Here is an 11,754-nt window from a genome sequence, read left to right as displayed (position 1 = left end):
GGCCTGCGTACCGCCTGCGACCCCGCTGGCGGAGCTGCTGGCCCCCGCGGCCCGCAGCGGCCGGCCGGTGGTCGTCGTCGACGAGGCCCACCGGCCGGTCGGGGTCCTGCCGCTGACCGCGCTGCTGGCCGCGCTGGCCCCCGACGGACCCCGACCCGACCCGGTCGCTCCCGCGCCGCGGGAGGTGGCCGGTGTCTGAGCTGCTCGCCGCCACCGACCCGGGTCCGCTGGACACGCTGCCCCGGGTGCCCGTGGGCGAGGCGGTGGAGACCGCCTTCGACTGGGTCACCGACACCTTCGACGTCGTCTTCGACGCGGTCAGCGCCGCCGTGGAGTGGGCCGTGGAGGGCCTGACCGCCGGGTTGACCGCGGTCCCGGCGCTGCTGCTCGCCGTCGTGCTGGCCGGGGTGGGCCTCGCGGTCCGCTCGGTCCGCTTCGGCGTCGGCTCGCTGCTGGGCTTCGCCCTGGTCATCAGCATGGAGCTGTGGCCGCAGGCCATGCAGACCCTGGCCCTGGTGCTGGTCGCCGCGGCCGTAGCGACGGCCGTCGCGGTGCCCGTCGGCATCGCCGCGGCCCGCAGCGACCGGGTCAGCGCGCTGGTGCGCCCGGTCCTGGACTTCATGCAGACCATGCCGGCCTTCGTCTACCTGGTGCCGGCCGTCGTGCTCTTCAGCATCGGCCTGGTGCCCGGTGTCATCACCACGATCGTCTTCGCGCTGCCCCCGGGCGTCCGGCTCACCGAGCTGGGCATCCGCGGCGTCGACGCCGAGGTCGTCGAGGCGGGGCACGCCTTCGGGAGCACCCCGGGGCAGATCCTGCGCGGCATCCAGCTGCCCCTCGCCCGCCCCACCATCATGGCCGGCGTCAACCAGGTGATCATGCTCGCGCTGTCGATGTCGGTGATCGCCGGCATCGTGGGCGCCCCCGGGCTCGGCCAGGTCGTGGTCACCGGCATCTCCCGGCTCGACCTCGCGGTGGGCTTCGAGGCCGGCCTCTCGGTCGTCGTCCTGGCCATCTGGCTGGACCGCCTCACCGCCGCGCTCGGCGGCTCCCGGCGCACCCGCCGCAGGTCGCGCACCCGCGCTGCGCGGACCCCGGCCACCACCCCCTGAACCCCGGTCCGGCACCCGCCGGCCCGGCCGCACGACGGAAGGACCACCCCCGCATGACCTCGCGTTCCACCCGCACCACCCGACTGGTCGCCGGTGCCGCCGCGCTCGCCCTGGCGCTGAGCGCCTGCGGCGGCTCCGACGACACCGCCGACGCCGACGCCGCGGGCGGTGACGGCGGCACGGTGACCCTGGGTTACCTGCCGTCCTGGACCGACGGCCTGTCGACCTCCTACCTGTGGCAGCACGTGCTGGAGGAGCGGGGCTACGACGTGGAGATGCAGGAGCTCAGCGAGGCCGGCCTGCTCTACGCCGGGCTCGCCGGCGGCGACGTCGACGTCTACCCCTCGGCCTGGCCCGAGGTGACCCACGCCGACTACATGGACGAGTACGGCGACGACATCGAGGACCTCGGCGCCTACTACCAGGGCGCCGTGCTCACCCTCGCCGTCCCCGAGTACACCGACATCGACTCCATCGCCGACCTGGCCGCCGACCCGGGCCGCTTCGACGGCCAGATCTACGGCATCGAGCCCGGTGCCGGGCTGACCCGGGTCACCCGCGACGAGGTCATGCCGGCCTACGGGCTGGAGGAGGACTACCAGCTGGTGGAGTCCTCGACCACGGCCATGCTCGCCCAGCTGCAGTCGGCCACCGACGCGCAGGAGGACATCGTGGTCACCCTGTGGCGGCCGTTCTGGGCCAACAGCGAGTTCCCGGTCAAGGACCTGGCCGACCCCGAGGGCGCGCTCGGTGACCCCGAGGGCCTGCACGAGCTGGCCCGCAGCGGCTTCGGCGAGGAGTTCCCCGAGGTCGCCGACCTGATGGGCAGCCTGTCGCTGGACGACGAGCAGTACGGGTCGCTGGAGGACATGGTCGTCAACGAGTACGGCGACGGCCGCTACGAGGAGGCCGTCGAGGCCTGGCTCGACGAGAACCCCGACGTCCGGGACAGCCTGCTCGGCTGACCCCGCAGGGGCCGGCGTCCACGGGGCGCCGGCCCCGGCCCCGGGGCAGGATGGGCGGGTGAGCCAGCGCGCCTACGACCTCGTCCTGTTCGGTGCCAGCGGCTTCGTCGGCCGCCTGGTGGCGGCCCACCTCGCCGAGCACGCCCCGGACGGCGCCCGCATCGCGCTGGCCGGCCGCACCCGCGCCAAGGTCGAGCTGGTCCGCGCCGACCTGCCCGAGCGGGGCCGCGGCTGGCCGGTGCTGGTCGCCGACTCCGCCGACCGCGGCGCCCTCGACGAGCTCGCGGGCAGCACCCGGGTCGTCGTCACCACGGTCGGGCCCTACGCCCGGTACGGGCTGCCCCTGGTGCAGGCGTGCGCGGCGGCCGGCACGCACTACGCCGACCTGACCGGTGAGGTGCTCTTCGTCCGCGACGCCATCGACGCCACCGACGAGGTCGCCCGCGGCACGGGCGCGAGGATCGTGCACGCCTGCGGCTACGACTCCATCCCCTCCGACCTCGCCGTCGCCGAGCTGGCCCGCCGGGCCGCCGCCGACGGCGCCGGCGCGCTGACGGACGTGCAGGCCGTCTGCGTCGGCAAGGGCGGGTTCTCCGGCGGCACGGTCGACTCGCTGCGCGCGCAGGTGGCGGCGGTCAAGAACCGCCCCGAGCTGCGCCGGGTGGTCGGGCACCCGTACGCGCTGAGCCCCGACCGGGCCGCCGAGCCGGCCACCCGCTAGCCCCGCGACGCCGCCCCGCCCTCGCGCACCGCCGACGGCCGCTGGGCCGCTCCCTTCGTGATGGCCCCGTTCAACACCCGGGTGGTGCGGCGCAGCAACGCGCTGCAGGACTGGGCCTACGGCCGCGGGTTCTCCTACGGCGAGGTCATGGCCACCGGGAAGGGCATCGGCGGGGCGCTGGCCGCCGCCGCGGTCACCGGCGGGCTGGCGGCCGCGGTCCCGGCCATGTCGTTCGGGCCGACCGCGGCCCTGCTGGACAAGGTGCTGCCCGCCCCCGGCGAGGGCCCGGACGAGGCCACGCGGCGGGCCGGGTTCTTCCGCACGGTGACCACGGGGACGACGGAGTCCGGGCGGCGCTACCGGTCGGTCGCCGCCGGGCAGGGCGACCCCGGGTACCACGCCACCGCCGTCATGCTCGGCGAGGCCGGCCTGTCCCTGGCCCTCGACGACCTGCCCGACCGGACCGGTTCGCTGACCCCGGCGACGGCCTTCGGCCCCGTGCTGGTGGACCGGCTGCGCGCCGCCGGGCACACCTACGAGGTCACCGAGCTGTGAGCGCAGCGGTGCGGGTCGCCGAACCGGCCGACCTGCCCCTGCTCGCCGCGGTCGAGCGCGCTGCCGACCAGCTGTTCGTGCCGCTGGGCATGACCGACTTCCCGCCGCCGGCCACCCCCGAGCAGCGGGCGGCGGCCTGGCGGGTGCTGGTCGAGGGCCGGCCGCCGCGCGGGTTCGCCGTCCTGGAGCGGGTCGACGGCGGGGTGCACCTGGAGCAGCTGTCGGTGGACCCCGCGCACGGACGGCAGGGCATCGGGGCGGCGTTGCTCGCCGCCGCCGTCGAGGCCGCCCGCGGGGCCGGCGCGGACCGGGTGACCCTGTGCACCTACGCCGACGTGCCGTGGAACGGGCCCTTCTACGCCCGGCACGGCTTCGTGGAGGTGGCCGAGCCCACCCCGGGCATCGCTGCCCTGCTCGCCCACGAGGTCGAGCTGGGCCTGGACCGGTACGGCCGGCGGACGGCGATGGTGCGCACCGTCTGATCAGCGGTCCCCGCGGCGGACGACCTTCCCGGGCAGGGCGCCCTCGACCACGGCGCCGTCGCGCACCACCGGGGTGCCGGCCACCAGCACGTGCCGGAAGCCGCTGGTGGGCACCAGCGCGGAGTAGGTCGCCCGGTCGGTCACCGTGTCCGGGTCGAACACCACCAGGTCGGCGTCCGCACCGACCTGCACCCGGCCCTTGCGGCGCATCGCCGGCACCGACTCCTCCAGCAGCTGCGCGGGCAGCAGCGACGAGCGGCGCAACGCCTCGGTCAGGGTGAGCAGACCGCGCTCGCGCACCAGCCAGCGCAGCACCCGCCCGTAGGACCCCGCCGTCCGCGGGTGGCTGGTGGCGCTCGCCGGTGGGGGCCACGCGTCGGGGACGGCGGCCCCGCCCGGGCCGACCAGCGGCATGGCGTCGGTGGCCACCGCGGTGTCGGGCAGCGCGAAGGACCGCTCCAGCAGCGCGAGGTCGCCCGCGTCGTCCTCGTCGAGCATGTGGACCACCACCAGGCCGCCGGGGTCGGTGGCCCGCAGGTGGGTCAGCTGCGCCTCGTCGGCGATCCGCTCACCGGTCGCCAGCCAGGTGATCGACGACGGCGTCAGCCGCATCCGGTGCAGCGCCCCGGGCGCCAGGAAGGACGCGCCCACCACCGTGGAACCGGCGCCGTAGGGGTAGGCCTCCGTGCTCACCCGCACCCCCTCCCGGCGGGCGGTCTCCACCGCGCCGGCCACCTCGTCGACCATCCGGTTGGACGTGGAGTTGACGTGGCACATGTGCATGTGCGCGCCGGTGCCGGCCGCGGCGGCGATGACCTCCAGCGCGCCCTCCAGGGAGGTCCCGGGCTCCTCGGTGGAGATGTAGCGGGTGTGGGTGAAGGTGGGCACGCCGCGGCGGGCGGCCAGCCCGGCGAGGCGGAAGTACTCGGCCCGCCCGCTGTCGGGGGCGTAGCCGACCAGGCAGCCGATGCCCAGCGCTCCCTCGTCGAGGGCGTCGTCGAGCAGGCCGAGGATGCGGTCGACCTCGGCGTCGGTGGCCGGGCCCCGCCAGCGGGGGCCGTTCTGGAACCGACCGAACAGGTCGAGGCTGAGGTCGCCGTCCCCGGGCAGCGGCACGCCGTCGAGCACGTGCATCCGGGCGTCGGTCCAGGCCGCGGAGAAGCCGACGTTGACCGGGCGGCCCTCCGCCTCGGCCCGGGCGCAGGCGGCCGCCACCGGCAGGGCGCCGGCCTCCAGCTCCAGTGCCGTGGTGACGCCGTCCATCGCCTGCAGCCGCAGCCCGGTCAGCGACTGGGCGTGGCTGTGCAGGTCGACGAAGCCCGCCGTCACCACCTGGCCGGTGACGTCCCAGACCTGCCGGCCCGGCGGCGCCTGCTCGTCGACCGCGGTGACCGTGCCGCCGGTGATGCCGACCGCCCGGACGGCGTCCAGTCCGGTCTCCGGGTCGACGACCCGCCCGCCCACCAGGACCAGGTCGTGCATCAGCCGACCCTGGGGTTGGCCCGCACCCCGTAGTGCACGTACTCGCTGCCGTCGGGCAGCGCGTAGAAGGTCACCGCCATCCAGCTCTGCTGGCCCGGTGGCTGGGCGCAGAACAGGCCGTCGGCGACCGCGTGCAGGGTCAGCTCCTCGGGCGCGTGACCCGGGGCGTCGGCCAGCGGGCCGGTGGGGACCATGCGCAGCACCAGGCCGCCGTCCCGCTCGCTGACCTCGGTGCGCACCGAGCTGCGCTCGTAGGTGCCGGTGTACCGCGACAGGTCCAGCTCGGGTGCCTGCTCGGGGGGCTGGATCTGCTCGGCCATCCTCACCCCGGCCAGCTCCTGCACCACCTCGCCCACGAGCGCGCGGAACAGGTCGGCGGTGTGCCCGCCGTTGGTCAGCAGGGCCACCGCCAGGCCGGCGCCGGGCACGACCCGCAGGTAGGCGTTCTGCCCGAACGTGGTGCCGTCGTGCCCGTAGAGGCGCTCGCCGTGCCAGTCGAAGCGGATCCAGCCCAGGCCCCACGAGTCACCCAGCGAGTGGGTGTCGGGCAGCTCGGCGTGCGCGGCCTGCATGTCCGTGGTGGTCGAGGCCGACAGCAGGGGTGCGCCGCCGGTCATGTGCGCCCGGGCGAAGGCGGTGACGTCGCGGGCGGAGGCGTTGATCAGCCCGGCGGGGCCGGCCGAGCGCGGCAGCAGGAACGTGCTCACCGGTTCGAACGGCTGGCCGGGGCCCTCGCTGACGTGGCCGACGGCGGCCCGGTGCAGGATCGCCTCCTCCGGCAGCGTCGAGGTGCGGGTCAGGCCCAGGGGCTCGACCACCCGCTCGCGCAGCACGGTGTCCCAGGTCTTCCCGGTCAGCACCTCGACCACCCGGCCGGCCAGGCTGAAGCCGGAGTTGCAGTAGGAGAAGGTGGCGCCCAGCGGGTGGTTCTGGGCCACGTCGGCCAGCGCGGCCACGTACTTCTCCAGCACGTCGTCGCCGCGGCCGGTGTCGGTGAACACGTCGCCGTCGATGCCGCTGGTGTGGGTGAGCAGGTGCCGCATCGTCACCTGCTTGGTGACGTCGGGGTCGCCCAGGGCCAGGTCGGGCAGCACCTCGACCAGCGGGGCGTCGAGGTCGAGCTTCCCCTCCTCGACCAGCTGCATGACCAGGGTCGCCGTCCAGACCTTGGAGATCGAGCCGATCTGGAACACCGAGTCGGTGGTGACCTCGACACCGGTGGCGGTGTTCAGCACGCCGGTGGCGGCCTCCACCAGCTCGTCGGCGCCGCCGTCGCGGCCCAGCCGCAGGATCGCCAGGGTCGCCCCGGGCACCTGGTGGGCCGCGGCGAGGTCGTCCAGGCGCTGCTGCCAGTGCTCGGTGTCCAGCGGGGGAGTGGTCACGTGCTGCTCCGTCCAGTCGATGATCCGCCGGCTCAGGTCGGCCCGGTGGCTGGGCCGGCCGTCGACGACGAACAGGTGGGAGGCCCCCGGGTAGAGGACCAGCTCGGTGGGGACGCCGCGGTGGCGCAGCGCGGTGAACCACAGCTCGGCCTGGCCGGCCGGGCAGCGCTCGTCGGCCGCGCCGTGCACCACCAGCGTGGGGGTGGTGACCTCGCCGACCCGGGTCCAGGGGTTCACCCCGGCCAGCGCGGCGCGCTCGGTGACCGGGTCGGGCCACTCCAGGCCACCCAGCAGCGGACCGACGTCGGAGGTGCCCCACATGCCGGTCAGGTCCGCGACCACGCCGCCGGCGACGGCGGCGGCGAACCGGTCGGTGCGGCCGGTGAGCCAGCACGTCAGGTAGCCGCCGTAGGAGTAGCCGGTGAGCGCCAGCCGGTCGGGGTCGGCGACGCCCTCGGCGACGAGCGCGTCCAGCGGTTCCAGCACGTCGCGCTCGTCGGCGACCCCCCAGCGGCCCACCGCGGCGGTGTAGTGGTCCAGGCCGTAGCCGTCGCTGCCCCGGATGTCCAGCAGCAGCACCGACCAGCCCCGGCCGGCCATGACCTGGTGGTAGGGGTGGATCGCGTCGGCGGCCGGGGTCCAGGCGTTGTGCGGGCCGCCGTGCACGTCGACCAGGAGCGGCCCGGGGCCGGTGGCGGCCGGGTCGCGCAGCAGCCAGCCGTGCACGGTGCGCCCGTCGGACACCTCGAACGTCCGCGGCTGCGGCCGCACGAGGGCGACGTCGGGGAGGGCGCCGGCGGTGTGCCGGGTCAGCCGGACCGGCTCGCCGCCGTCGAGGGGCACCACGGCGACCTCGCCGAAGGTGCCGGCGTCGGCCAGCACCACCGCGGCGACGTCGGCCCCGGCGGCGACCGCGAGACCGGAGACCACGACGTCCTCCCCGCCGACCAGCACGTGCGGCGTCCCGGAGCCGTCGACCGGGGTGGCCACGACGTGGGTGCAGCCGTGGTCGCGCACGCAGAACACCACCCGGCGGCCGTCCGGGGTCAGCTGCGCCGGGCCGCCCGGGTACCCGGGCCCGCCGGGCATGGTGTTGCGGTCCAGGGCTGCGCCCAGGTCGGTGACGGTCCCGTCGTCCAGGGCCAGCCGCAGCAGCTGGGTGTGCCCGACCTCGACGCGCTGCTGCCCGCTCACCAGCAGGACGTCGTCCGCGGCCCACACGACCGGGCCGGCCACGCCCCCGGCCGGTCCGACCGGCGCGGGCTCGCCGCCGCCGGCCGGCACGACGTGCACCGCGGAGCAGCCGGTCAGGTCGGGGTCGGCGCCGGTGGGGGCGCCGAAGGCGAGCCGCGCGCCGTCCGGGGACCACGCGGGGGCACCGGCGTGCCGGTCTCCCGAGGTCACCTGACGGACCTCGCCGGTCGACCGGTCGAGCACGTGCACCTGGCTGCGCACCCGGCCGAGGTGGCCGGCGCCGTCGGCCTTCCGACCGAGCCGGCGGGTGACCAGCGGGGCGTGCTCGTCGGGGGTGCCGTCGGGGTGCACGGGCGCGGTGAAGGCCAGCGCACCGCCGTCCGGGCGCCACACCGGTGCCCCGGCGCCCAGGGGCAGGTCGGTGACCCGCTCGGGTTCGCCACCGGTCATCGGCAGCAGGTGCACCTGGGCCGGCCCGTCGTCCCCGCCGCGCAGGAAGGCCAGCACCGTGCCGTCGGGGGAGAAGGCGGGGGCGGTGTCGGCCGGGCCGTGGGTGAGCGGGCGCGGTGCGTCCCAGCCGCCGGCGCCGGCCCGCACGACCCACAGGCTCCGGCGGTCGGCGTCGGCGGTCGCGTCGGTGGTCCGCAGCACGTAGACGACGGTGCGCCCGTCGGGGGAGACCGCCGGCTCCCCGGGCAGCGCGAACGCGGGCAGGTCGGCGAGCTGCAGCGGGCGGGCCATGCCCGGATCGTGCCGCCGCGGTGCACGTGCCGGTTCGTCCTGACCGACGAACGGGGACTGCCCGGTTCGGCCGCCCGGACGAACGGCGGTGCGGGGCGCGCCCCTAGCGTCCACCGCCATGACGAGCGCGACGACCACCACGGTGGAGCAGGTCGGGACCTGGCTGCGGGAGCGGCTGCCGGCCCTGCTGGCCGAGCACGACGTGCCCGCCGCGGCGGTCGCGGTCTCCGTCGGCACCGAGGTCGTCGAGGCCGCCGCCGGCCTGCTCAGCCGCGCGACCCGGGTCGAGGCGACGCCGGACTCGGTGTTCCAGATCGGCTCGGTCACCAAGGTGTGGACGGCGACCCTGGTGATGCAGCTGGTCGACGAGGGCACGGTCGACCTCGACGCCCCGGTGCGCGCCTACCTGCCCGACCTGCGGCTGGGCGACGAGTCGGCGGCCGCGGCCATCACCGTGCGGCAGCTGCTGGCGCACACGGCCGGGTTCGAGGGCGACGTCTTCACCGACACCGGCCGCGGCGACGACGCCCTGCAGACGTACCTGGGGGAGCTCGCCGGGGTCGAGCAGCTGTTCGCCCCCGGCGAGCTGTTCAGCTACAACAACGCCGGCTACTGCGTGCTCGGCCGGCTGGTCGAGGTGCTGCGCGGCAAGCCCTACGACCAGTGCCTGACCGACCACCTCATCACCCCGCTGGGCCTGGCCACCGCCTCGCCCAGCCCGTACGAGGCGATCGTGCACCGGGTCGCCGTCGGCCACGTCACCCCCGCGCCCGGGGCCGAGCAGGTGCCCGCCCCGGTCTGGGCGATGGTGCGCTCCAACGCCCCGGCCGGCTCGATGCTGGCCATGTCGGCCCGCGACCTGGTCGGCTTCGGCCGGCTGCACCTGGCCGACGGCCGCGCGCCCGACGGCACCCAGGTGCTCGCCCCAGGCACCGCGGCCGCGATGCGCGAGCCGCAGGTGCGGCTGCCCGAGCTGCGCGTGCTGGGCGACGCCTGGGGCCTGGGCTGGGAGCTGTTCGACGGCCCCGGCGGCGTGCACGGCCACGACGGCAACACCATCGGTCAGGCCTCGTTCCTGCGCCTGGTGCCCGAGCACGACCTGGCCGTTGCGCTGCTCACCAACGGCGGCAACCCCTACGCCCTCTACGCCGACGTCGTCGGCCACGTGCTGCGCGAGCTCGCCGGCCTCGAGCCCCGCACCCTGCCCACCCCGCCCGCCGACCCCGCACCCGTCGACGCCACCCGGGTCACCGGCACCTACGAGAGCCTGGTCTACGACCTCGTCGTCAGCACCGACGAGCAGGACCGGATCTGGCTCCAGGTCGTCCCCAAGGACCCGCTGGTGGAGATGGGCGAGACCCCCGAGCGCACCGAGCTGGTCGGCCTCGGCCCCGACGCCCTCATCCCGGTGCAGGGCCAGATGGGGCTGCACGTCCCGCACGTCTTCCTCGGCGACGACGGCTCGGGCCGGGCGCGCTTCCTGCACCTGGGCCGCGCCGTCCGCCGCGCCGGCGCCTGACCGACCCCACCCCGAGAGGACCCCCGCATGAGGCACGTCCGCACCGCCGCCGGTCTCGGCGTCACCGCCCTCGCGCTCGCCGCCTGCGGCGGCGGCTCCGGGGGCGGGGGCGAGGCCGTCTCCGGAGGCACCTTCGTCTTCGCCGTCGCCGCCGACCCGGGCAACCTGGACCCCCAGGCCTCCGCGGCCAGCGGGCTGTTCCAGATCACCCACTTCGCCTACGACTCGCTGCTCGGCCTGGACACCGACGGGGAGGTCGTCTCCCAGCTGGCCACCGACTGGTCGGTGGACGGGACGACGGTCACGCTGACCATGGACCCCGACGTCACCTGCTCCGACGGCACGCCGTTCACCGCCGAGGATGCCGCGGAGAACATCAACTACGTCGCCGACCCGGCCAACCAGAGCCCGTTCCTCGGCGTGTTCGTGCCCAACGGCACGACCGCCGCGGGCGACGAGGACGGCACGGTCACCCTGACCCTGGCTGCGCCGGCGCCCTTCGTGCTCAACGGGCTGGCCGGGGTGCCCATGGTGTGCCCGGCCGGCCTGGCGGACCGCGACGCGCTGGCGGACTCCACGCTGGGCACCGGGCCCTTCCAGCTCACCGAGGCCGTGCCGAACGACCACTACACCTACACGGTGCGCGAGGACTACACCTGGGGCCCCGACGGCGCCAGCACCAGCACCACCGGCACCCCCGACCAGGTGGTGTTCCAGATCGTGCCGAACGAGACCACCGCGGCCAACCAGCTGCTGTCCGGCGAGGTGAACGCCGCGCAGATCATCGGCCCCGACTACGACCGCCTGCAGTCGGCGGGGCTGTTCTCCACCAGCGTCACCGCCGTCCTCGGCGAGCAGTGGTACAACCAGACCGCCGGCCGCCCGGCGGCCGACCCCGCCGTCCGGCTGGCCCTCACCCAGGCCGTGGACTTCGACCAGGTCGCCCGGGTGCTGAGCGCCGACCGCGGTGGCCCGGGCACCAGCTTCGCCGCCTCGGCCCCCTCGGCGTGCGGCGGCGACTCGGTCTCCGGCGCCATGCCGGCCTTCGACGCCGACGCCGCCGCCGCGACCCTGGACGCGGCCGGCTGGGTCGCCGGGCCCGACGGCACCCGCGCCAAGGACGGCGCGCCGCTGGCCATCACGTTCCTCTACGACACCGAGCTGGGCGCCAGCGGCTCGGCCGCCGCCGAGCTGGTCACCGCGGCCTGGCAGGACCTCGGCGTCGCCGTCGACGTGACCCCGCAGGACGAGACCGCCTCGATCAGCACGCTGTTCGGGTCCGGCGACTGGGACGCCGCCTGGGTGCAGCTCAACGTCAGCAGCCCCGACCAGGTCGTGCCGTTCGTCTCCGGTCCCGTCGTGCCCGACGGCAACAACTTCGCGCACATCGCCAACGACGAGTACGACGCCCTCGTCGCCCAGGCCAGCACCATGGAGGGCACCGACGGGTGCGACACCTGGCTGGAGGCCGAGGCCGCCCTCGTCTCCTCCGCCGACGTGTTCCCCTTCGCCAACCAGGAGTCGACGTACTTCGGCTCGGGCGCGGAGTTCGCGGTCGGCGACGGGCTCATCCCCACCAGCATCCGCATGCAGGGCTGAGC

Annotated in this window: 10 protein-coding genes; 8 read left to right on the top strand and 2 right to left on the bottom strand. The window is 75.9% G+C overall.

Annotation, left to right across the window (positions count from 1 at the left end):
• The 6 genes from NH342_RS09070 to NH342_RS09045 form a co-directional block, all read left to right on the top strand.
• Positions 1–199 (top strand): hypothetical protein (locus NH342_RS09070; RefSeq protein WP_253013915.1); only part of this gene is annotated, 199 nt, incomplete at its 5' end.
• Positions 192–1,112, top strand: a complete 921-nt coding sequence (locus NH342_RS09065) for a proline/glycine betaine ABC transporter permease (RefSeq protein WP_253013913.1) — start codon at positions 192–194, stop codon at positions 1,110–1,112. The genes NH342_RS09070 and NH342_RS09065, both read left to right, overlap by 8 nt.
• 53 nt (positions 1,113–1,165) lie before the next feature.
• Positions 1,166–2,077: a glycine betaine ABC transporter substrate-binding protein gene (locus NH342_RS09060; RefSeq protein ID WP_253013911.1), complete on the top strand. Its 912-nt coding sequence runs from the start codon at positions 1,166–1,168 to the stop codon at positions 2,075–2,077.
• A gap of 58 nt (positions 2,078–2,135) precedes the next feature.
• The gene (locus NH342_RS09055) at positions 2,136–2,798 is read left to right on the top strand and encodes a trans-acting enoyl reductase family protein (protein ID WP_253013909.1); all 663 of its coding nucleotides are present in this window, start codon (positions 2,136–2,138) and stop codon (positions 2,796–2,798) included.
• Positions 2,799–2,855: 57 nt separating this feature from the next.
• Entirely contained in the window at positions 2,856–3,353 is a 498-nt protein-coding gene (locus NH342_RS09050) for a hypothetical protein (protein WP_253013907.1), read from the top strand.
• Positions 3,350–3,835, top strand: a complete 486-nt coding sequence (locus NH342_RS09045; protein WP_253013905.1) for a GNAT family N-acetyltransferase — start codon at positions 3,350–3,352, stop codon at positions 3,833–3,835. Before NH342_RS09050 ends, NH342_RS09045 begins: the two co-directional genes overlap by 4 nt.
• Here NH342_RS09045 and NH342_RS09040 read toward each other — a convergent pair whose 3' ends face one another.
• Together NH342_RS09040 and NH342_RS09035 are read right to left on the bottom strand one after the other, a co-directional pair.
• Positions 3,836–5,317 carry an amidohydrolase family protein gene (locus tag NH342_RS09040; RefSeq protein WP_253013903.1) on the bottom strand — a complete coding sequence of 494 codons (1,482 nt, stop codon included), beginning with the start codon at positions 5,315–5,317 and terminating at the stop codon, positions 3,836–3,838.
• Entirely contained in the window at positions 5,317–8,634 is a 3,318-nt protein-coding gene (locus NH342_RS09035; RefSeq protein ID WP_253013901.1) for a serine hydrolase, read from the bottom strand. The genes NH342_RS09040 and NH342_RS09035 overlap by 1 nt, the downstream gene beginning before the upstream one ends.
• 118 nt (positions 8,635–8,752) lie before the next feature.
• On the opposite strand from NH342_RS09035, the gene NH342_RS09030 reads away from it, so the two are divergent.
• Together NH342_RS09030 and NH342_RS09025 are read left to right on the top strand one after the other, a co-directional pair.
• Entirely contained in the window at positions 8,753–10,153 is a 1,401-nt protein-coding gene (locus NH342_RS09030) for a serine hydrolase (protein ID WP_253013899.1), read from the top strand.
• A 27-nt stretch (positions 10,154–10,180) separates the two neighbouring features.
• Positions 10,181–11,752: an ABC transporter substrate-binding protein gene (locus NH342_RS09025; protein WP_253013897.1), complete on the top strand. Its 1,572-nt coding sequence runs from the start codon at positions 10,181–10,183 to the stop codon at positions 11,750–11,752.
• The last annotated feature ends 2 nt before the right edge of the window (positions 11,753–11,754 follow it).

It is taken from the genome of Klenkia sp. PcliD-1-E (assembly GCF_024124375.1).
Classification (GTDB): domain Bacteria; phylum Actinomycetota; class Actinomycetes; order Mycobacteriales; family Geodermatophilaceae; genus Klenkia.
This window is presented reverse-complemented; position numbering and strand designations above follow the sequence as displayed.

Bases quoted from the DNA above. Each gene is read 5' to 3' on its own strand.
- NH342_RS09060 (WP_253013911.1), top strand. From the start codon at position 1,166: ATGACCTCGCGTTCCACCCGCACCACCCGACTGGTCGCCGGTGCCGCC.
- NH342_RS09040 (WP_253013903.1), bottom strand. From the start codon at position 5,317: ATGCACGACCTGGTCCTGGTGGGCGGGCGGGTCGTCGACCCGGAGACC.
- NH342_RS09035 (WP_253013901.1), bottom strand. From the start codon at position 8,634: ATGGCCCGCCCGCTGCAGCTCGCCGACCTGCCCGCGTTCGCGCTGCCC.
- NH342_RS09030 (WP_253013899.1), top strand. From the start codon at position 8,753: ATGACGAGCGCGACGACCACCACGGTGGAGCAGGTCGGGACCTGGCTG.
- NH342_RS09025 (WP_253013897.1), top strand. From the start codon at position 10,181: ATGAGGCACGTCCGCACCGCCGCCGGTCTCGGCGTCACCGCCCTCGCG.